The 21,677-nt window shown below is 65.0% G+C and carries 18 protein-coding genes; 8 read left to right on the top strand and 10 right to left on the bottom strand.

The window, feature by feature from the left end; translation table 11 throughout:
* Positions 1-3: 3 nt before the first annotated feature.
* Entirely contained in the window at positions 4-1,407 is a 1,404-nt protein-coding gene (locus tag CEY05_RS11355; protein WP_088601101.1) for an MmgE/PrpD family protein, read from the bottom strand.
* A gap of 271 nt (positions 1,408-1,678) precedes the next feature.
* On the opposite strand from CEY05_RS11355, the gene CEY05_RS11350 reads away from it, so the two are divergent.
* Genes CEY05_RS11350 through CEY05_RS11340 form a run of 3 tightly spaced genes read left to right on the top strand, consistent with a single transcriptional unit; the run spans position 1,679 to position 5,794 of the window.
* Entirely contained in the window at positions 1,679-3,271 is a 1,593-nt protein-coding gene (locus CEY05_RS11350; RefSeq protein ID WP_158219317.1) for an MmgE/PrpD family protein, read from the top strand.
* Position 3,272: 1 nt separating this feature from the next.
* Positions 3,273-4,790 (top strand): FAD-dependent tricarballylate dehydrogenase TcuA, encoded by a 1,518-nt coding sequence (gene tcuA, locus CEY05_RS11345; RefSeq protein ID WP_198952740.1) that lies wholly within the window; start codon positions 3,273-3,275, stop codon positions 4,788-4,790.
* On the top strand, positions 4,787-5,794 hold the full coding sequence (locus tag CEY05_RS11340) for a tripartite tricarboxylate transporter substrate binding protein (protein ID WP_088601104.1): 1,008 nt from the start codon (positions 4,787-4,789) through the stop codon (positions 5,792-5,794). The genes tcuA and CEY05_RS11340 overlap by 4 nt, the downstream gene beginning before the upstream one ends.
* An 84-nt stretch (positions 5,795-5,878) precedes the next feature.
* Here the strand turns inward: CEY05_RS11340 and msrA are convergent, their stop codons facing one another.
* Positions 5,879-6,613 carry a peptide-methionine (S)-S-oxide reductase MsrA gene (gene msrA, locus CEY05_RS11335; RefSeq protein ID WP_088601105.1) on the bottom strand — a complete coding sequence of 245 codons (735 nt, stop codon included), beginning with the start codon at positions 6,611-6,613 and terminating at the stop codon, positions 5,879-5,881.
* A 91-nt stretch (positions 6,614-6,704) separates the two neighbouring features.
* Positions 6,705-7,235 carry a peptide-methionine (R)-S-oxide reductase MsrB gene (gene msrB, locus CEY05_RS11330; protein WP_088601106.1) on the bottom strand — a complete coding sequence of 177 codons (531 nt, stop codon included), beginning with the start codon at positions 7,233-7,235 and terminating at the stop codon, positions 6,705-6,707.
* Positions 7,236-7,469: 234 nt separating this feature from the next.
* Between msrB and CEY05_RS11325 the strand changes: the two genes are divergently transcribed.
* From CEY05_RS11325 to CEY05_RS11305, 5 genes are all read left to right on the top strand, one after another.
* A complete protein-coding gene (locus CEY05_RS11325; RefSeq protein WP_088601107.1) occupies positions 7,470-8,186 on the top strand; it encodes a response regulator transcription factor in 717 nt (238 codons plus the stop codon).
* Positions 8,183-9,769 (top strand): HAMP domain-containing sensor histidine kinase, encoded by a 1,587-nt coding sequence (locus tag CEY05_RS11320; RefSeq protein WP_088601108.1) that lies wholly within the window; start codon positions 8,183-8,185, stop codon positions 9,767-9,769. Before CEY05_RS11325 ends, CEY05_RS11320 begins: the two co-directional genes overlap by 4 nt.
* 120 nt (positions 9,770-9,889) lie before the next feature.
* Entirely contained in the window at positions 9,890-11,632 is a 1,743-nt protein-coding gene (locus tag CEY05_RS11315; RefSeq protein ID WP_233161466.1) for a hypothetical protein, read from the top strand.
* 550 nt (positions 11,633-12,182) lie between these two features.
* Positions 12,183-12,953 (top strand): response regulator transcription factor, encoded by a 771-nt coding sequence (locus CEY05_RS11310; RefSeq protein WP_088601110.1) that lies wholly within the window; start codon positions 12,183-12,185, stop codon positions 12,951-12,953.
* 319 nt (positions 12,954-13,272) lie between these two features.
* Positions 13,273-13,944, top strand: a complete 672-nt coding sequence (locus tag CEY05_RS11305; RefSeq protein WP_088601111.1) for a response regulator transcription factor — start codon at positions 13,273-13,275, stop codon at positions 13,942-13,944.
* Positions 13,945-14,009: 65 nt separating this feature from the next.
* Here the strand turns inward: CEY05_RS11305 and CEY05_RS11300 are convergent, their stop codons facing one another.
* The 7 genes from CEY05_RS11300 to CEY05_RS11270 are packed head-to-tail and all read right to left on the bottom strand — an operon-like array spanning position 14,010 to position 21,643.
* Positions 14,010-15,284, bottom strand: coding sequence for a glycosyltransferase WbuB (locus CEY05_RS11300; RefSeq protein WP_088601112.1), 1,275 nt, complete (start codon positions 15,282-15,284; stop codon positions 14,010-14,012).
* Positions 15,281-15,874: a putative colanic acid biosynthesis acetyltransferase gene (locus CEY05_RS11295; protein ID WP_088601113.1), complete on the bottom strand. Its 594-nt coding sequence runs from the start codon at positions 15,872-15,874 to the stop codon at positions 15,281-15,283. The genes CEY05_RS11300 and CEY05_RS11295 overlap by 4 nt, the downstream gene beginning before the upstream one ends.
* 38 nt (positions 15,875-15,912) lie before the next feature.
* A complete protein-coding gene (locus CEY05_RS11290; RefSeq protein WP_088601114.1) occupies positions 15,913-16,812 on the bottom strand; it encodes a glycosyltransferase family 2 protein in 900 nt (299 codons plus the stop codon).
* A gap of 25 nt (positions 16,813-16,837) precedes the next feature.
* Positions 16,838-17,962 carry a glycosyltransferase gene (locus tag CEY05_RS11285; RefSeq protein ID WP_088601115.1) on the bottom strand — a complete coding sequence of 375 codons (1,125 nt, stop codon included), beginning with the start codon at positions 17,960-17,962 and terminating at the stop codon, positions 16,838-16,840.
* Positions 17,955-19,355, bottom strand: coding sequence for an O-antigen ligase (locus tag CEY05_RS11280; protein ID WP_088601116.1), 1,401 nt, complete (start codon positions 19,353-19,355; stop codon positions 17,955-17,957). Before CEY05_RS11280 ends, CEY05_RS11285 begins: the two co-directional genes overlap by 8 nt.
* Before the next feature lie 11 nt (positions 19,356-19,366).
* Entirely contained in the window at positions 19,367-20,275 is a 909-nt protein-coding gene (locus CEY05_RS11275; protein WP_088601117.1) for a glycosyltransferase family 2 protein, read from the bottom strand.
* Positions 20,276-20,326: 51 nt separating this feature from the next.
* Positions 20,327-21,643 carry a lipopolysaccharide biosynthesis protein gene (locus CEY05_RS11270; RefSeq protein ID WP_088601118.1) on the bottom strand — a complete coding sequence of 439 codons (1,317 nt, stop codon included), beginning with the start codon at positions 21,641-21,643 and terminating at the stop codon, positions 20,327-20,329.
* Positions 21,644-21,677: the final 34 nt, after the last annotated feature.

The following is a 21,677-nucleotide window of genomic DNA, read 5'->3' as shown; positions in this document are numbered from 1 at the left end:
CCCTCAACCCCGGGCCGCCAACAGGCGCGCCAGGGCGCCGCCGTCGGCCAGCTTGTCCAGGCCCAACACGCAATCGCGGATTTGCTCGACATGGTCGCGCGGCAGCACATGGGTGGCCAGCTTCTCGAATTTTTCGACGATATCGCTTTCGCTGGCGAAGTTCTTCTCGTTGCCGCGGCCCGCTTCCACCGTGCGCTCCATGTGCGTGCCGTCACGCAGGGTGACTTCGACCCGCACCTTGTGGCGGAACTTGGAACCCTTGGCGGTGATTTCCGGGTCGTGCGCCACGTGCACCTTTTCGGCGATGCGCATGCGGTCGGGATCGGCCACCTTGTCCTCGGTGAACTGATCGACGAAACAATCGCCATCGAGCAGCCAGGTGGCCACGCAATAGGGCAGGTTGAGCTGGGCCGACGTGAGGCCCTGCGGTTCGTACTTCCAGCCGACATGGTCCATGGTGACCTGCGAGCCGTGAACGAGGATCTTCTCGACATCTTCGGCACCGAAGGCGTGGTCGGCCTGCATGGCGCGTATCGCGTCCAGCGTGCTGTGATTGCTGCCGACGCAGGAGTAGAACTTGAGCGCCACGCCCATCGTTTGCCAGACCTGGCCCAGGTCGGCGGTCAGGGCGTCCAGCTGGAAGCGATCCTGGGAACGGGAGAACGTCGTGCAGAAGCCGCCATATTCGCTTTCCAGCACGTTGAGGATGCCGGTGAAGCCCTGCTCGGCGAACAGCGCGCCGTACAGGCCGCTCTGCGACGCACGGCCCGCGTGCATGCGCTTGACCATGGCGCCGTATTGCGCCGCCATCAGGCCGGCCGATTGCGTACCGGCAATGCCCAGCGCGTGGACCGTGCGATCGACGTCCAGCCCCAGGCCGCGTGCCGCGCCGGCCGCCGCCGAGAACACGCCCAGCGTGGCGCCCGAATGCCAGCCTTGCGCGATGTGTTCGGGGCCCATGCAGATGCCCACGCGCGGACCGATTTCATAACCCGCCACGGCCGCGGTGAGAAAGTCGCGGCCGCTCATGCCGCGGCGCGTTTCCGCGATCGAGACCAGGGCCGGCAGCACCACCGCGCCGACGTGCAGCACGCCCTGGCGATGCACGTCATCCAGTTCGAAGCCTTGTACCTGCGTGCCGTTGACCAGCGCGGCGTGCGGTGCCGACAGCTTGTAGGGCGTACCCCAGACGGCGCAGGCCTGCGTGGTGTCCAGCCCGGTCAGCGTCTTCTGCAGGATGCGGGTCCATTCCAGGTCGGCGCCATAGATCGCGCAACCGATCGAGTCCAGCATCAGCAGCTTGATGCGGGTCAGCACTTCCGGCGGAATCGCCTCGTACTGCAATTCAGAGACGAAGCGGGCGATGCCGCGGGTGTAGCGATTGTCCGAAAGGGCTGTCGTCGACATGGAGGCTGCCTGTTTTGTAGGAGTGAAAAGGGGAAATTCCGTACTGTCTGAAAAATAGTATACCGTGGTACTCTATTTTTAAAGTGGCTTCGGCGGCTGCTTCGGATGCGCTGCCACAGCTGCCGGGCAGGCGGCCCTGAGAGCAGTTGCGCGAATAGCTTCGACCGTAAGCCCACAGTACGAACGTACGAACGAAAGCATGCCCCGAAGAGCATGCCCCATGTGGCGCAGCGGCGATTGCGCCGCACGGCCATGGACAGGAGCGATGGAGATGGAGACAGAAACCGCGCAGGATGCCCCGGCGAGCGCCGCGCCAGGTTTGGCGCAGTGGCTGGGCGCACGCGTGGCGGCGTTGCGTTACGAAGACTTGCCGGCGCAGGCGCTGCATTGGGCACGCGTGGGTATCCTGGACACGGTGGGCGTGACGTTGGGGGGCAGTGGCGAGGCCGCGGCAGTGCTGGCTTGCCAGGCCCTGGGTGGCGCCGCCGGTCCCGCCCTGCGCCTGGGCACGCGACAGCGCCTGGGCGCGCTGGATGCCGCCCTGGTCAATGGCACCGCCGCACACGCACTGGACTTCGACGACAGCAGCAACACCATGGGGGGGCATCCGTCCGCGCCGCTGGTGTCGGCCCTGCTGCCGTTGGCCGAGCAGATGAACAGTTCGGGGCGCGACTTCGTCACTGCCTATGCCGCCGGTTTCGAAGTGCAGACCAAGCTGGGCCTGGCCGTCAATCTGCATCACTATCGCAAGGGCTGGCATCCGACTGCCACGCTGGGCGGCTTCGGGGCGGCCGCCGCCTGTGCTCGCCTGATGGGCCTGGATGGCGCCGCCACCGCGACCGCGCTGGCGCTGGCGGCGTCGTTCGCCTCTGGCCTCAAGGCCAATTTCGGCACCATGGCCAAGCCCTTGCATGTGGGACATTGCGCACGTAATGGACTCTACGCCGCCCGGTTGGCGCAGCTCGGCTACACCGCCAACGGCGCGGCCGTCTTCGAGCACACCCAGGGCTTCCTCGACGTCTTCAATGGTCCCGGCACCTACGCCGTCGACAAGGCCATGGCAGCCTGGGCCGCGCCTTACGACCTGGTCGAGCCGGGCATCGCCGTCAAGCAATATGCCTGTTGCGGCAGCACGCATCCGGCCATCGACGCCATGCTGGCCCTGGTGCGTGAGCACCGCCCTGCGGCCGGGGACGTCGAGCGCATCGATGTCGCCATACACAGCCGCCGCCTGGCCCATACCAACCGGCCGCAACCGCGCAGCGCGCTGGATGCCAAGTTCAGCCTGCAATACGTATTGGCCCGCGCGCTGGTCGACGGCCGGGTCGCGCCTGGGGATTTCGAGGATCCCGCCTGGCGTGATCCGCGTGTCGCGGCGGTCCTGGCACGCGTGCGTGCGGTCGCCTACGACGATGCGGACGTACCCGCGGAGCGCTTCGGTTTCAGCAGCCTGGCGGGCCGGCGCGACTTTGCCTGTGGGGTTGCCGATGCGAGGGGCGCCGCTGCAGGATCTGCCGCTGCAGGAGCTGCCCGCGCAGAGGTTGCCGGTGCAGAGGTTGCCGGCGCAGGGGCATCCCGCAGCGCCGCCGACGCTGCGCCTGCCAATCATTTCGCCGGGCACGTCGCCCTGACCTTGCGCGATGGCCGCGTGCTGCGCGCCAGCGTCGCCCAGCCCTTGGGTCGCACGTCCGCCCACCCCTTGCCGGCCGACCTGTTGCGACAAAAATTTCTGCAGTGCGCCGGCATGGTATTGCGCGAGGACGCCTTGGACGGCATCGCCAACGACCTTGCCGCCATCGATGCGCTGCCGCGCATCGCCACGCTGACCCGCCGTATTGAAGAAGCCGTTCGTGGAGGAGATTGAAGTGCAAGATACCGGACCGAAGACACAGCAGGACTATGACGTGATCGTGGTGGGCAAGGGCAATGCCGCCCTGTGCGCCGCCCTGGCCGCGCGCGACGAGGGAGCGCGGGTGGCCATCCTCGAAGCGGCATCGCAGGAGGAATCCGGCGGCAACAGCCGCTTCGCGGGCGGCGTGATGCGCTTCGCCTACGAATCGGTCGAAGACCTCAAGCGCGTGACCGATCTGACGGACGATGAGATCGCCACCAGCGATTTCTTCACCAACACCACCGATGAATTCTTCGACGACCTGTTCCGCCTGACCAGCTACCGTACCGATCCGGAGCTGTCGGAGATCCTGGTGACGCAGAGCCTGGAGACCATGGTGTGGCTGCGCTCCAAGGGCACGCGCTTCGTGCCCAACTACGGCCGCCAGTCGCGCCTGGTGGACGGCCGCCGCAAGTTCTTCGGCCGCCTGCCCATCGAGGTTTCCGGTGGCGGCGCGGGCCTGGTGCAGTTCCTCGACAAGGCCGCGCAGCAGGCCGGCATCGACGTGCATTACAGCACCCGTGCCAAGCATCTGCTGCTGGACCAGGCAGAACGCGTGTGCGGCGTCCATGCCATGCGGCAGGGGGAACCTGTGGATTTCCGCGCGGGCGCGGTGGTGCTGGCATGTGGCGGCTTCGAAGCCAATCCCGAAATGCGCACGCGCTACCTGGGACCGGGCTGGGAGCTGGCCAAAGTTCGTGGCAGCCGCTATAACCAGGGCGATGGCCTGCGCATGGCACTGGATATCGGTGCGGCCCCCTATGGCAATTGGTCCGGTTGCCACGCGACGGGATGGGAATTGAATGCGCCTGAGTTCGGTGACGTCAACATCGGGGACCAGTACCAGAAGCACAGCTACATCTTCGGCTTGCTGATCAACGCCCATGGCCGCCGGTTCGTCGATGAAGGCTATGACTTCCATTCCTTCACCTACGCCAAGTATGGCGGCGAACTGTTGAAGCAGCCGGGCCAGTTCGCCTGGCAGGTGTTCGACTCCAAGGTCAATGACCTGCTGCGGTCCGAATACCGCATCAAGATGATGACCAAGGTCACTGCCGACACGCTGGAGGAACTGGCGGGCAAGCTGGAAGGCGTGGATGCCGACGCCTTCCTGGAGACCGCGCGCGCCTACAACGACGCCGTCGTGCCGGGCGTGGCGTTCGATCCCACCATCAAGGATGGCCTGGGCACGCGGGGCATTTCGCCGCCCAAGAGCAATTGGGCGCAGAAACTGGACACGCCGCCGTATCACGCCTATGCCACCACCTGCGGCATCACGTTCACCTTCGGCGGCTTGCGCATCCGGCCGCAAGACGGCCAGGTCCTGGACGTGCACCTGAATCCCATGCCGGGCCTGTATTGCGCGGGGGAAATGGTGGGCGGGCTTTTCTATTTCAACTATCCCAGCGGCACCGGCCTGGTTTCCGGCGCCGTCTTCGGCCGCATCGCCGGCACGGGCGCCGCGCGCGCTGCACAAGGAAAAACATCATGAACCGAAGGACGTGGGCACTGGCCCTGGCATTGGCGGGGGGAGCGGGCCTGGTCGGCTGGACCTTGCCGGCGGCGGCGCAATCGGCGGCGGCACAATCAGCGGGAAATTTCCCCGACCATTCCATCCGCCTCATCGTTCCGTTCTCCCCGGGCGGCGGCAATGACAACGTTGCGCGGACGGTAGGACGGCGCCTGGGGGAAATCCTGGGCCAGGCCGTCGTCGTGGAGAACAAGGCGGGGGCGGGGGGCACCGTGGGTGCCGAGACCGTGGCGCGGGCGCCGGCCGATGGCTACACCTTGTTCCTTGGGGGCGTAGGCAGCCATGCCATCAACCCGAACTTGCGCAAGAACCTGCCGTACGACCCGATCAAGGACTTCGCGCCCATCACCTTGCTGGCGCAGGCGCCCATGGTGCTGGTGGCGCAGCCCAGCCTGCACATACGCACCGTGCCCGAGCTGATCGCCCTGGCGCGCAAGGAGCCGGGCAAGCTGGACTATGCATCCAATGGCAATGGTTCGTCCTCGCATCTGGCGGCCGTGATGTTTGCCACCGATGCGAAAGTGAACCTGACGCATGTCCCGTACAAAGGCCTGGCGCCGGCGTTGACCGACTTGCTGAGCGGCCAGGTTCCCTTGATGTTCAGCAGCGTGGTCGCCATTCTGCCGCACATCAAGGATGGCAGCCTGGTGCCCTTGGGCGTCACCGGCCCGCATGAATTGGCATCGCTGCCCGGCGTTCCCACCATCGCCTCGCAGGGGCTGCCAGGTTACGAGACCAGTTCCTGGTATGGCATCCTGGCCCCGGCGGGCACGCCGGAGGCTATCGTCACGAAGCTCAACACGGCCTTGAACCAGGCCTTGCAGGATCCCAATATCCGCGCAAGCCTGGCCGCCGATGGCGCCGAACCGGCAGGCGGCACGCCCGCCCAGTTCGCCGAGCACATCAAGCGCGAGAAAGACCGCCTGGGCGCCGCCATCCGGCAATCAGGATTGCAGATGGAGTAAGCCGTCCTGCCCGGGCCGCGCAAGCGCCTCCGGGCAGACCGCCACCGGGCTGAAGGTGCAGGGGCCCGGAAGCGCCCGCGAAACTCACTTGGCCTGGGCCACCAGGACCGGCTGGTCCCGGTACAAGTCGCCGAACATCCCCTGCAGATTCTTGATCTTGGGCAGGTCGTTGTAGACGATGTAGGGATAGTTGGGGTTGTGGACGAGGAAGTCCTGGTGGTACGCCTCGGCGGGATAGAAGGACTTTCCATCCTCCAGCGTCGTGACGATGGGCTTGCCATACACCCCTGACTTGTTCAACTGGGCGATGTAGGCCTCGGCCACCTTGTGCTGCATGGCGGATGCGGGAAAGATCGTCGACCGGTATTGCGTCCCGGAATCCGGCCCCTGCCGGTTCAGCTGAGTGGGATCATGGGCCACGGAGAAGTAGATCTGCAGCAGCTTCCCATAGGAGATCTGCCGCGGGTCGAAGGTCACCTGCACCGACTCCGCGTGCCCGCTGCGCCCTTCGCTGACGACTTCATACTGCGCCGTATTGGCCGCGCCGCCGGCATAACCCGAGACCGCGCGCGTCACGCCCTTCACGTGCTGGAACACCCCCTGTACGCCCCAGAAGCAACCCCCGGCGAATACCGCCGTTTCGGTGGTCGCGGTGCTGGCCGGTTCATCGACCGCGGGGGCGGCGATGGAGACAGCCTGTTCGGCCGCGCGAGCGGTAAGCTGGGGCGCCAGCAGCACCACGGCCAGGCCCAGGCCGGCGCCGGCGAGCAAAGTGGGCAGCCTGCGGACGGAAAAGCGGGAAGACGAGCGAGAATTCATCATGATTGCCTCGAAAAAATCGTGGTGGTTTTGCCAACCGGACGTGCGTCGTAAGTGCCGTGACCAGGGGCTTGGACCCTGGGCCTGGGGACTAAGCCGCCTGCTCCTTGAAACTCATCGCCACCCCATTCATGCAGTAGCGCAAGCCAGTGGGCCGGGGGCCGTCGTTGAACACATGCCCCAGATGCCCGCCGCAACTCCGGCAGCTGACCGCCGAACGGAGCATGCCGAACGACCGGTCGTCGTGCGTATGGACCGCGTTCTCCAGCGGCGCGTAGAAACTGGGCCAGCCCGTCCCGCTGTCGAACTTGGTCTTGGAAGAAAACAGCGCCAGCTGGCAGCCCGCGCAGGTGAAGACCCCATCCCGGTGCTCATCGTTCAGCGGGCTGCTGTACGGGCGTTCGGTGCCTTCCCGGCGCAGCACCGCGTATTGCGGCCCGGACAGCATGGCGCGCCATTCGGCGTCGGTATGGGTCACCGCCAGTGGCTCGCCGGCGGCCGCGGGGGTCGAACCCGCTGCCGATGCCGAAACCGCGGGTTTCAGCAATTGCCAGCCTGCCAAGCCTACCCCCAGCGCCCCCAACCCTGCATTGCGCAGGAAATGTCGACGTTCGATGCTCATAGCCTTGCTCCTGTCAGTAGCCCGGTCCATCGCTATGGGCGCCGGGACGATGAACGCATTGTTGCGCCACCCCGATACCCAAGTCCTCACGCAAACTTAAATTAAATGTGATACTTGCCCGCCCCGGGGAGAGGGACAATCTGTCACCAGAAGGCGCGCCGCGCGGGCCGCGCCGACGCCCGCCAGCCAGCCTGCCCTCATCATTCCACGCCATCAGGACCCAGCCTCGAATCCATGACCGCCCCCAAACGAGTACTCATCGTCGAGGACGACGCCCACATCGCCGATCTGCTGCGCCTGCACCTGCGCGACGAAGGCTATACGGTGGAACATGCCGCGGACGGCGATACCGGCCTGCGGCTGCTGGAGTCGGGCGGCTGGGATGCGCTGGTGCTGGACCTCATGCTGCCCGGCGTCGACGGCCTGGAAATCTGCCGCCGCGCGCGCGCCATGACTCGTTATACGCCCATCATCATCACCAGTGCACGTTCAAGCGAACTGCATCGCATCGTCGGCCTGGAACTGGGCGCCGACGATTACCTGGCCAAACCCTTTTCCATGCTGGAGCTGGTGGCGCGGGTCAAGGCACTGCTGCGCCGTAGCGACGCCATGGCCCGCAATGCCCGGCTGGAGGGCGCCGGCCTGGACGCGGGCGGCCTGCACATTGATGCCCTGGCGCGTGAAGTCAGGGTCGACGGCCGCCCGGTGGAGCTGACGCCACGCGAATTCGACCTGCTGTATTTCTTCGCGCGCCATCCGGGCCAGGTGTTCTCGCGCATGGACCTGTTGAACCAGGTGTGGGGCTACCAGCACGACGGCTATGAACACACCGTCAATACCCATATAAACCGCTTGCGCCTGAAGGTGGAGCTGGATCCGGCCGAGCCGCGCCGTATCCTCACCGTCTGGGGCAAAGGCTATAAATTCGCCACCGCGGGAGAAGAGCGTTGACCCAGGCCGTAGCCCGTCCGTCTTTCTGGCGCCGTCTCACGCTGACGCAGCGCCTGGCCGCGGTTTTCGCGGTATTGCTGCTGGCCTGCAGCGGCGCCTCGGCCTGGCTGCAGATACGCGCCAATGCCCAGCACGACGCGCAGACTGCCCAGCGCCTGTCCATGGGCCTGGCCCAGCACATCGCCGACACCTCGCAACTGATGGACGCTGGCGGCCTGCGCCGCGATGCCGTACGCGAGTTGTTCGACAAGCTGATGGCGGTCAATCCCAATGTCGAGGTCTACCTGGTGGCCCCCGACGGCCGCATCGTGGGCGACGCCACCCCGCGTGGCCACATGCTGCGCGATCGCATCGACATCGCGCCACTGCGGCGCCTGCTGGCGGGCGATCCCTTGCCCATCTATGGCGACGATCCCCGCAGCCTGACGGGACATAAGGTGTTCAATGCAGCGCAGCTGTACGTCGATGGCCAGCCGCATGGCTATGTCTACGTCGTACTGCAAAGCGAAGCGCGCGACATGCTGGCGGCCGATGTCGCCGTCAGTTCGGTGCTGGGCACCACGCTGTGGTCCATGGCCCTGGTGGCGCTGCTTTGCCTGCTGGCCGGCCTGGCCGCCTTCAACCTGATTACGCGCCCGCTGCGCCGCCTGACCGCCACGCTGCGCGACTTCGACGGCGACGATGCCGCCGCGGCGACGGCCCTGGCGCGTCCCGCGGCACAGGCCGCCGCCACGGCCGGGGTGGTCTCCTACACCCGCGACGAAATCGCCATCCTGGAACAGACCTTCCATCAGATGGCGGCGCGCATGGCTGAACAATGGCGCGAACTGACCCGCCAGGACCAGCAGCGGCGCGAGCTGGTCGCCAACATCTCGCACGACCTGCGCACGCCGCTGACGTCGCTGCACGGCTATCTGGAAACCCTGCTGCTCAAGGAGCAGACGCTGAGCCCGCAGGACCGCCGCCGTTACCTGGAGGTGGCGCTGGACCAGAGCCGCAAGGTAGGGCGCCTGGCGCAAGCGCTGTTCGAGCTGGCGCGGCTGGAATCCGGCCTGATCCAGCCCGACGCTGAAACCTTCTCGTTGCCGGAGCTGATCCAGGACGTGTTCCAGAAGTTCGAGCTGCAGGCCGAAGCGCGGCGCGTGCACTTGAGCGCACTGCTGGACCACGACCTGCCGCCGGTGAGGGCCGACCTGGGCATGATCGAACGGGTGCTGACCAATCTGCTGGACAACGCCATCCGCCACAGTCCCGCCAACGGCACGGTGGAAGTGGCGGTGAGGCGCAACGGCGCGCGCCTGGAAGTACGCGTCTCGGATCAGGGACCCGGCGTGGCCGAGGCTCTGCGCGGCACGCTGTTCACGCGGGCGTCGGTGTGGAGCGATCGGGGGCCCGGATCGGGCAGCAGCGAGCGCGGCGGCCTGGGTCTGCTGACGGTACGCCGCATCCTGCAATTGCATGGCAACGACATCGTGCTTGCTACGCAGGAGGGTGTAGGCGCCTCTTTTGTATTTGGTTTGCCGGTCGATCCGGCAGCGGTGGACACAACAAGCATGAGACCCACCGCCGCGCGGCTGCATTGATGGGCTGCCGCGGTCCCTTGCCCTGCCTGCAGGGCAACTTGTCCTAATCCCCATGGTTGAAAGGCGCGCGGGCTTTGCCCGTGCGCGCGACCGCTCTCGTCCTTACGCCTTACAGAGGACGTGAGCCTGTCGCTCGTCCGGTCTAGGGTGAACGCATTCTGGAGCGCTCGCATTAGAGCGCGCACTATCACTGCCAAGTCCGAGCATGAACACTCAACTTTGGATACAACAATGGACAAAGCGAAGGTAGCCCTGCTCGTTGGCGCGACTAGCCAGCCAGGTTGGATACATGAGGTCGCCGACTGGCTCAAACGAGAGCAAAAATACCAAATCGCCGCGGTGCTGGTGGCCGAAGCCACGGGCTCTCGGGGCGGCCGGGCACTGCCGTGGTCCAGCGTGGGGCTGGGTCCCGTCGCCAGGCTGGAAAGCCGCATCCTGAACACGCGCCATCGGCAACAGCTGGCGACGCGTGAGCTGACGGAGTCCGTGCCTACCGGTACCCCGCTCATCCGGCTGACATTGCAACGTGACGAGACCGGGACGCTGATGCTGTCCGAGAGCGAAGCACTGGCCGCCGCGCGCGCATTGGACCTGGACGTCATCCTGGTGCTTGGCGTGCCGGCGGTGCGTGGCCTGCTGGCCAACGTGGCCCGGCGCGGCGCGTGGCTGCTGGCGCATTCCGAACTGGAGGGCAAGGCCGATGTGACCCATGCCGGCTTCTGGGAGGTCTACCAACGCGCGGACCATACAACCGTCAAGTTGTGGCGCCTGGGCGAGACGGAAAAGGACGACGTCCTGCTGGACTCGCGCAGCTTCAATACCGAACCCTTCTGGCTGAAGAACCGGGCGCGCGCGCTCAGCCTGGGAAATTTCATGCTGTTCGATACCCTGCGCGCCAAGGGGGAACCGGCCGTGCCGCCTGCGCTGGCCGGCGACCTGCAGATCCATACGGCCATGGCGCGTCCGCTACCGGCCCAATGGGATGGCGCCGCCTACCTGGCGCGCCAAGCATGGATGATATCCAGTGTTGTGTTGCGCAAGGCCATGAACCGCAACGTCACGTGGCGCATCGCCATGTGCCCGACGGAGCGCGAGCAGATGGTGACGTCCGCCGCTGCCATCCTGGAGCCGCCGAAAGGACGATTCTTCGCTGATCCCTTCGTCCATACGCATGAAGGCCAGCCATATGTATTTTTCGAGGATTACTATTTCCGCGAGCGCAAGGGCAAGATCTCGGTCGCCACCTATGCGGATGGGGCGTTTCACTTCCTCGGCGTAGTACTGGACCTGCCTTACCACCTGTCTTTTCCATTCATTTTTCAGCACGATGGGGCGACCTATATGGTGCCGGAGACATGTGGTAATCGAACGATTGAATTATGGAAATGCACTGAATTCCCGCTGAAATGGGAAATTTACAAAGTGCTGATGAGCGATATTTCAGCGGTCGATACGATTGTTTTTCCGTACGGCGAATACTGGTGGCTGCTTACCAATATCGACCGCGCCGACGGCACCAGCCATTGTGACGAGCTGTTCGCGTTTTATGCCGATCGACCGGATGCGACGACGTGGTCGCCGCATGCAATGAATCCCATCATCCGCTCGCCCATCAAGGCGCGCAATGCCGGCATCGTGGTGGGGGGCGAGGGCGAAATCATCCGTTGCGCCCAGACCCAGGGCTTCCTGCACTATGGCAAGGGAGTCTCGTTGAACCGCATCGAAGAGCTGTCACCTTCAAGGTATAGCGAGGCCGAAGGGCCGGTGCATTACCCGAGTTTCTTGCGCAAGCCGTTCGCCTCGATGCACCACTGGCACCACCATGGTGGGCATACGGTATTCGACTTTGCTTTTATGGAATAACAAGTACGCTTAAATCAGGATATATAACGCGCGGAATAACTGTGCCTAATATGTCCTGAGCAGCGAGAAAATATGCCGGGCTGTCCGGACCGCCCTGGTCCCAAATTTTGCCGATCTCCGGAAACCCGCGTCAATCCTAGCGTTACGTCTGAAGAGGAGGATTACTGCGCCCAACGGTACTTGCATTGTCTTACACGCCGAATGTTTTCTCTACATTTTTATGTAGTTATTTTTCGGTGTTTTGACGGGAGTTTTGATAATGAAAAAAACGGGTGAACCGGATTAGTAGATTTGAATGATGCTAACGGTTGGCTGCGCTCTATATCCGTTTATGTCGTTTTTCAAAGCTTGCTTTTGGTGGTGTCAACCCATAACATGGATCACGTCATCCTAACAGATGGCTACCCAAAGTTTCGGTTCGCCCGCCTATGCTCGTCCTTGCGGCTGGCAAGCACCTCAAACTAGAAAAAACCATCGTGTGTCCGCGCTGCAAACGCCTATTCACTGCTGCATTCTTGTCTGCAACGAATGATGTTCTCTGGGGAAAGCTATGTCGAAAATGGTCTTGGTTGAAGCCCATCCGCTATTGAGGTTGGGTTTGCGTCAGATTCTTGGCAAGGTCGAAGGTGTGTGGGAAATAGTAGGGCTGGATCTCGCCAATCTTGGCGAAGCCGCGGAGCAAAATCGGTCGGCGGAGCTGCTGATATTTGGCATGCCCATAGAAACCGATGCAGGCTGGCAAGCGTTGGCGGAAGTGCGCCGTGTGTTGGCGCCCAAGCGTATCCTGTTGCTGGTGGACAGCATGCCCGTGCAAGCGCTGTCGCGCATGCCCGAAGGCAGCATCCACGGTTGCCTGATGAAGACTGCTTCCATCGAAGTCCTGGAAGCCGCCATCCGCTTGGTAATGGCAGGTGGCCAGTGCTTTCCCAGCGGCCAGATGAGCCAGGCGACGCACGAGGCTCCTTCCATGAGCCTGGGCGGTATGGGTAGCTCGGTACCCGTGCCCCTGAATGATATGGACGGCGTCACGGTGGCCAAGATGGCCATGCCGGTCACGGCAGGCGCCCAGCTGCTGAAGATCACGCCGCGTCAATATGAAGTGCTGGTGCTGCTCTCGCGTGGCTACCCCATCAAGACGGTCAGCCGCATGTTGAACATTTCGGTGGCGACGGCGAAGACCCATGCGTGCACGCTGTATCAAAGGCTGCAGGTGAAGAACAAGGGCGAAGCTGTATATACCGCCTTGCAGCGTGGCGCGACGCTGGATTGGGAGATGGGCAATCAAGGTGGCGTGGCGTATGAGCGTGGCAGGCCGCAGTAAGCAGGGGGCTATCCCGTCGGGATGCCCGCTTCGGTCTCTATCGGTCTTAGTAGCGACCTGCTGTGGTGATGTGCAATGAGAGTGAGCACATCCAATTGCATGGACAGTAGTCTTACGCCGTTTACTGTGTGGCGGATGCTTCTGTCGGGATGGCGGCGCGCGGTGCGCAATCTGGCTGCGCTGCCGTCATCCGCAAGACGGAGAGGCATGGGGACACGTCACTGATAGCATGGTGCTGGTGTTCCCGCTCGCGAATTACATGACGTGATTCGCGATTCCCGGTGGAACGCCGCGCACGCCGTGACGAGGTTCCCCGCCGATGACTACCGTACTGATTGAGGAATACGCCATCCTGCGCATCGCCATCCAGCATATCCTGGAGTCGGCGCGCAGTCCTGAAAGCGTCATGTCCATGACGCCGCAAAAACTCAATGAAGTGTCGATGTCATTGGTGCGCCCGGTGGAGCTGCTCGTGCTGGGCATCACCGGTGCCGCCGACGTCGACCTGCATATGCTGGCCAGTGCGCAGATGCAGTTGACGCCGCGCTATTCCCTGATTCTCTACGACTCGCTGGACACGCGGGTGATGGTGGAAGCGGCACGCCAGGGCGTGTGCGGCTTCATCGCCAAATCTTCCACGCCTGAAGCCATTACCGCCGCCGTGCACCTTGTGCTGGCAGGGGGGCAATGCTTCCCACGGCTCATCGTCGACGCCTCGCAGAGTTCGCCCTATGTGGCGCAGCAACGGCCCTACAGCCCCATGCGCATGCTCACGCCGCGGCAGGAAGAGATACTGCGCATGCTCGCCAAGGGACGCACGATGCGCGAAATAAGCAAGGAGATCGGCATCTCGGTCGCCACGGTGAAGAGCCACGCACGCACGCTGTATTGGAAGCTGAACGCGCGTAACCAGGCCGAGGCGGCGTTCATCGCCGTGCAGCAGGGGCTGCTGGGTGAACCGGAAGAGGAAGCCGAGCCGCCGCCGCAATGAGGTATCGCCGTGGAAAAGGCAAGGCCGCAACGCGCATGACGCGTTGCGGCCTTTTTTTTGCGGGGTTATCGCACCTGTTCCCGGATCGACGGGCGCCGCCGGTCGAACAGGGCCAGGGCGTCTTCCAGCCTGCCCAGCACGGTATCCGTGTGAAAGTGGACCTGCGCATGGCGTGCGGCGGCATCGCCCAGGCGGCGCCGCATGTCCGGTTCGCGCAGCAGGGTCAATAATGCGCGTGCCATCGCGCGCGGATGCTCCGGCGGCACCACCAGGCCGCAGCCGGCGACGACCGTGGCCAGTTCGGTGCCGGGCGCGGCCGCGCAGATGACGGGACGTCCGCTGGCCAGCATGCCGATCAGCTTGGACGGCATCACCAGGTCGGCGGCGCCGGCGCGTTGCGGCAGCAGGTGCACATCCGCGCAGGCTAGCAGCGCAGGCAATTGCTCGGCCGGCTGCAGGGGCAGGAAATGCACGCGCGGCAACGCGGCGCAGGCCTGTTGCAAGGCCTCGCGTTGCGGCCCCGCGCCGCCGAAGATGAAGTGCAGGCGCGGTTCGCGCCGCAGCACCCGCGCCACCTGCGCCAGCGTCTCCAGGCCCTGCTTGCCGCCCATATTGCCCGAGTACATCGCCACCACCGCGTCGTCCGGTATGCCCAGCGTCCAGCGGTAATCGGCGGCGCCGCGGCCGGCGCGCTCGGACGCCGCCGCGCTGGCGCGCGCCGCGCCCACGTCGATCCAGTTCGGCAGCAGCATCAGGCGATTCTCATCCACGCCCTTGTTGCGCGCCAAGGCCAGCATGCGTTGCGAGATGGTCGATACGCGGTCGAAGCGCCGCATCAGCCAGCGTTCGCCGGCGCTGACCATCCGCCTCAGGCGCTGGCCCTTGAGCAGGCCCAGTTCGAAGGCCGCGTCGACCTCGTAGTCCTGGATGTGCAGCCAGGCGCGCGCGCCGCACAGGCGCGCGGCCGCCAATGCGGCGGGGGCGCAGAACAGGGCCGGCTCGACCACCAGCACCACGTCGGGCCGCCGGATGGCGGCGCGCAGCAGCAGCGGCAGGCTGGTCAGGGTGAACGAAGCCAGATGCAGGATACGCTTCAAGCCGCCGGGCACCCGCGGCACCCACAGCGGGGCGCGCGCGACATGAACCCCACGCCATGTTTCACTGGCATAGCGGCTGGCGCGGTAGCCCTCCTGCACCTGGTACTGCGGGTAGTAGGGTGGCGCCGTGATCACGCTGACGTCATGGCCGCGGGCCGCCAGCCAGGCCGCCATCTCGCCGGTGTATTTGCCGGTGCCGGTCAGCTCGGGGGCGAAATTTATACCCAGGATGAGGATTTTCATGAGCGCACCGTCGAGGTACGCGGACGCACGGGACGGCAGGGCGTGCCATGGCAGATCATGCCGCCAGGGATGTCCTTGAACACCGAGCTGCGCGCGCCCACCACGGCATCCTTGTGCACGGTCACGCCGGGACCGACGAAGACGTCGGTGGCGATCCAGGCGCCATCCTCGACGATCACCGGCAGGCCGCGGATGGGGAAGTCGGGCATGGCCGCGTCATGATCGCCGGCGCACAGGTAGCTGCGCTGCGACACCACCGCGTGGCTACCGATATCGATGCGGCCCAGGCTGTACAGCACCACGTCGTCGCCGATCCAGGAGTAGTCGCCGATCCGCACCTTCCAGGGATAGGTCACGCGGGCGCTGGCACGCACCAGCACCTTCTGGCCGATCTCGGCGCCGAACAGGCGTAGCAGCCAGCGCCGGAAGCCGTAGGCGAATTGCGGCGAGTAGCGGAACAGGGTGGAGTGCACCATCCACCATAGCTGCACATAGACGGCGTTGCGCCCGCGGAAACCGGCGGGCAGCCGGAAAAGATTAAGGCGCTGGAAGGTGTCCAGGGCCGGCTGGCGGGAGGGGACGGTGTCCATGGCGGATTCCTTGTACACGAGGGCAGGGCACGCACGCATCAGCGCGCGGATTGGGAAACCGATTGAGTGACTGCGTCGGACCGGGCCGCCTGGCCGGCGGCGCGCTGTGCCTGGCGCACTTCGCGCGACTTCAGGCCGATCTGCCAGTAATACATGGCACGCGCGATGGCGTAGTCCAGGCCGACCTTGCCGTCCAGGAAACCCAGGTGGAACACGTAGGTATGCAGGAACACCGTGAGCCCCTTGAACGGCAGCGCCTGGAACACGCGCTTGAGCAGCGAGCGCATGCCCATATTGGCCTCGCGCGGATCGTTCATCAGGCCTTTCACGCGCAGGTTGGCTTCCCAGTCCGAATAGCGGTTGTGCTTGTCGAAATAGTGGAACAGGCCGTCATGGTCGTTGTGGCCCATGCGCCCCTTCATGACGAAGGTGTCGCCCTGCACCTCGGGCTGGTAATGGCCTTCCACCTCCCACATATGCCCCACGTCCAGGTCGTTGTAGTCCAGGAAGCGCGCGCGCTGGCGGTGCAGCAGCACCAGCTTGTAGACCCGGTGGCCGTGGCGCAGGGGCTTGCCGCAGAAGACGTAATTGAAGCCGACGAAGGCGCCGCCCGCGCCCTTGTCGAAGCGGGGCAGGTTGGCGGCGATTTCGCGCGCCAGCGGTGGCGTCATTTCCTCGTCGGCATCGACGTACAGGACGACGTCGTGCGAGAAAGGCAGGTTTTCCAGGCACCACTGCTTTTTCTTCGGATACTTCCCGTCCCAGGAAAAGGGTACGACGATGGCGCCAAGGTCGCGCGCGAGTTCGGCGGTGCGGTCGGTGCTGTTCGAGTCGATGACGAAGACTTCATCGAAATCGGCCAGCGCATGCAGGCATTTCTCGATGTTGCGTTCTTCGTTCTTCGTCATCACGACGACAGATACGGGAATACGGTTCATTTCTAACTCCCACGCGGTGTCGCGTTTACCGTTGCATCAAGGGTTGGAAGAGATCCACCACGTTGTGGCAGTGCTGTTCCAGGGAAAAGTCCTGCGCGCGGCGCGGCCCCAGGTCGGCCAGGTGTTGGCGCCGCCCGCGGTCGGCGGCCAGCTGGCGGATGGCGCGCGCCACCGCGGCGGCATCGCCCACCGGTACCAGTTCGCCGAAGCGCCCGTCGTCGAGGATTTCCGCCGGGCCGGACGGGCAGTCGGTGGCGATGATGGGAACGCCCAGGCAGAGTGCCTCGACCAGGGACAGGCCGAAGCTTTCGCGTTCGGAAACCGAAAGAAAGATGTCGGCCGCCGCCAGCGTCGGAAAGGGGTTGTCGACATGGCCCAGCAGGCGGATGCGGCTGTGCGTGCGCAAGCCCTGGATCTGCTGTTCCAGCTCGGCACGTTGCGGACCTTCGCCGATGACGGTGAACGAGATCGTCGGGTCGTCCAGCAGCACCGCGGCGTCGATCAGCGTCTGGTAGCCTTTGTTGTTGACCAGCCGGCCTATCGAAACGACATGCAGCGTGCCGTCTTCGGGCAGGGCGGATGCGCCCGAGCGGGCCTGTTGCTTGACGTGGTCCAGCGGCACGCCGTTATACACGTGGCGGCACTTTTCGCGCAGGGTGGGCACCATCGCCACCAGGTCGCGCACGACGCCCTGGGACACGCCCACCACGGCATCGTGCGCGCCGTAGCCTATCCGCAGCAGCACGCGCTTGAGCAGGCTTTTTTCGGTGCTGCGGTAATGCGCCGAGGGGCTGTTGTGTTCGAAGGCCACGCTGCGGAACGTGCCGGGCATCAGGCGGCGCGCGGCCGCCACCATGAGGTTGCACAACAGGCCGTGCGAGCAGACCACCGCCGGCCGTTCGCGCCGGATCGCCATCAACAGCTTGAACCAGGCCATCGGCGCCCGCAGCTGCATGGCACGGTTGCTCAGCTTGCTGGCGTAGGCGCGCGTGACGCTGGCGCGGCTGGGGGTGAACTCGTGTTCGATTTCGCGCAGGCAGAACACCGACGTCGTCACATTGTGCGCGGGCAACTCCTCGACCATGGAGTAGACGCAGCGTCCCACGCCGCCACGGTGCAAGTCGGGCACTACAAAGAGAATATCAACCATGATTCGGCAACCGGGGGAGGGTGGGAGGAGCCGGTCGGGCCGGCGCGATGGAACGCGGATCGGAGCGGGCCGGCCACGCGGCCCGCATGGGCGGCACCGAGACCGGAGGGCGTATGGGATACACCACCACCTGGGGCCCTTGCTGCGGCGCGGCCGCCGGTGCGCGCACATCGTTGCGCAGCAGGGACAGGCAGTACGTCAGCAGGAAGCCGGTGAAAGCGGTCTTGGGGGCGTAGGCCAGGCCGCCCGACATGGAGTCGATGAAGATATAGACAGGGGCCACGGCGATCAGATAACGCCGGTGCAGTTCCAGTTCCGGATCGTTGTAGCGCCGGCACAAGGTAACCAGCAGCAGGAGCAGGCACGGCGCCATGATGATGATGGTGCCGACGATGCCGAACTTCATCAGGTAGAAGGCCCAGGAATTGTGCGCGAAGGTGCTTAGTTCGAAGCCGTTCTCGCCCATCACCCAGCTGCGGTAGCCCGCGCCGTGGCCAAACATGGGCGCTTCGCGGAACAGCTCCATCTGCCCTTCGTATTCCTGCACCCGCGCGCCGTAGCTGGAATCCTCGTCCAGCGACTCCACCGTCAGCAGGCGCGATTCGAGCACGTCCAGGTAGCCGATGGCGGCGAACAGCAGGATGCCCGCGATCAATGCCGGTACGAAGATCTTGACGGCGCTGCGGAAGGCGCCGACACGGCTGCCCAGCAGCACGGCGATGCCCACCGACAGGCCCAACTGCAGATACTGGCTGCGGTTCAGCGAGAACACCAGGCCCATCAGCATGTACACCGTCATCAGGTAGGCGGTGCGCGGCTTCAGGTCCAGATGCTTGCGGAAGTAGAGCAGCGAGACGATGGACAGCGGCAGCACCCAGACCCCGAGACTGAGGTCGCGCAGCGGCTCGTCGGCGTTGAATCCCACCACCTGCTGGGCCAGCATGATCGTCGACACGGCCAGGCCGGTTATGACCAGCGCCCATTGCAGCTTGCGATAGGCGTCGGCGCTGTCGATGTCCTTGTAGCAAAGATAGGGCGTGACCACGAAATACAGCACGATGCGCATGTCGCGCGCGACGTCCGACGTGTCGATCCCCTGCTGCCGGCCCGTCATTACCATGAGATAGGTGAACGCCAGCAGGTTGATGAAAAGCAGCACCGTGATGCGCGGGGGCGGCAAGGTATACGCGGCCGGATCCGCCGTGCGCAGCAGCTTGAACAGCAGCATGCCGACGAACATGAAGTCGAAGGGCGACAGCTTGAAGCCCCCGGCGCCAATAAAGAATATGTCATTGTTCATCGCCAGCGACGTGAACAGGATGCCGCATAGCAAGGGCACGGTGGACAGGCGCTGGGTCCGTTTGGTCTGGGTGGCATCAGCTTTGCGGAACATGGGTCTTCATCCTAGTTGGCGTGCCAGTCGTCACGGCCTGCCATCTTGTGCAGGATTTTTTCGACCAGGTAGTCGATGTCGCCTTGCCTTGCATGGGCCGCCACCTTGGCGGCGCGGCAGGACAAACCGAACAGCGGGCCGATACGGCTATCGGCGCGGATGTGATCGACGATCTGGGCGCGCTCGCTGACGTGCACGTCGTGCATTAGCGCGGTCTTGGTTTCGTCGTGCGCGGTGTAGACACCCAGCGCCGCCGGGACGATCAGGTTGGGGCCCTCGTGCAGCAGGCGGCTCCACAGTTCCAGGTCCATGCAATAGCGCATTTCTTCCTTCAGGAAACCGTGCTTGCGCAGGGCATCGCGCCGGAACAGGGCCACCTGGTTCGGAATCGAGGCCTTGACCACCGTCAGTTTGCGCCGGTCCATGGGCGTGTAGTAGACCTGGCGCGAGATGCGGTTATCGGCATTGGCGATGAACAGATGGCCGTTGACGATGGCGGGCCGCCGGCGCGCCACCGCGCGGCCCAGCTTGAGCAGCGCCCCGGGGAAGTACAGGTCATCGGAGTTCTGCCAGCCGACGTAGTCGCCGGTAGCCATGGCGAAACCCTTGTTGATGGCATGCGACTGGCCCCGGTCGGGTTCGCTTTCCCAGTAGGTCAGATGCTTTTCGTACTTGCGGATGATGTCCACGCTGCCATCGGTGGAGCCGCCGTCGATGACGATGTACTCCAGGTTGGGGTAACCCTGGTTGAGCACGGACAGCATGGTGCGCTCCAGGAAGCGCGCCTGGTTGTACGAAGGCGTGACGATGGAGATCTTCGGCAGGGCAGCGGCTTCCTCCGCGCCCAGGGGCGTGGCGGGTTGCAGGCGGGAGACGAAGTCCTTGAGCTCTTGGGTGGCTTTCTGATAACGCTTGCGCATGAGAGACCTCAGCATGGAATGGGTGACGACAGAGCTGAAACGGGTTGGTGGTCAGCGGGCTACAGCCGCCGGCAGATAACGCTGCGTCTGGGACTGCCGCAGCGCCAGGTAGATGCCGGCCAGCGTGGTCAGCGAATAGCCGATGCGTGCCCAACCGGCCGCGGCCTCGCCCCAGGGGCCGACCAACAGGAAAAGCAGGCAGACCATGACGCCGCCGGCGGCGCCGTTGAGTACCGCCACCGCGCGGCCATTGCCCATGCCCAGCAGGGAAAAATGGGCGACCACGTTCAAGGACAGCAGGGCGGCGGCGACGATCAGCAGACGGAAGGTGGCCAGGTGCGCGTCGCTATAGCCGTGGCTGCCCACCATCAGGCTTAGCAACGGTGCGCTGACCGCCAGGGCCACGATGCTGCCGGTAACCGACAGGCTGACGTTGATGGCCATCAGGCGGCGCACCTCGCGCGCCACGGCCAGGCCGCCATCGGGCGCCGAGGACAGGCGGCTGATCAGCGGCATGGTCTTCTGGAAGACGGCGACGGACGCAGTGTGGATGATCTGTCCGACCTGCGCGCCGATGGTGTAGATCGCCAGCGTGGCCGGCCCCAGCAGCGAACCCACCAGGATCCGGTCGACCGAGCCGAAGGCCACGGCGCTCAGGCTGTTGAGCCAGGACCAGCGCGAAAAGCGGAAGGCCGCGCCCATGGCCTTGCGGTCCATCGACGGCCGTACCGCCCAGCGATCGCTGGCGCGGGCAAACAGGTGCATCTTGGCCAGGCCCGTCACCAGCAGGCCGCCGGCCTGGGTCAGGGCGGCGATGGTGGGCGAAGCCGTCATGGCCGCCACCAGGCACGTCACGGTGTAGGCGGTCAGGCGTCCGCTCACCTCGCAGATGGCAGTGCGGGCGAAGGCTTCGCGGCCCTTCAGGCAGCCGGTGAACAACTGGTCGAACTGCTGGCTGAGGTACACCAGCAGGGCAGGCAGGGCCAGAGTGGTGACGGCAATGCCGCCGAACGTGGCGTGCGGCCAGGCCCACGCCACCAGGCCCCAGCCGAGCAGGCCGATGGCGGTGACGCCCGCCAGGGCGCAGGCCACCAGGGCGAAGGCAACGGCGCCGCCCCGGTAGGCGCCGTCCGGCTCGTGCAGGCGCTCTGACACCAGCTTGGTGCCGGTAACCGCGGCGCCCAGGTTGGCGACGTTGCCGAAGCCGGCCAGTGCCATGATCATGGCGAACTGGCCGAAGCCGACTGTGCCCAACTGGCGCAACAGCACCGGCGTCGCCGCCAGCGCCACCATTGGCCCCAGGCCATACTCCATCAGCCCCCAGAACGAGGCATTGGAGCCGATGTACTTCTTGATCAGCCCACGCATGCGTACAACTCCCCCGGTTTCGACCAAAGTCCCT

The sequence above is a fragment of the Achromobacter sp. HZ34 genome (assembly GCF_002209485.1).
GTDB lineage: Bacteria > Pseudomonadota > Gammaproteobacteria > Burkholderiales > Burkholderiaceae_B > Bordetella_C.
The sequence above is the reverse complement of the archived record's forward strand: the minus strand, read 5'-3'. Positions and strand labels throughout refer to the sequence as shown.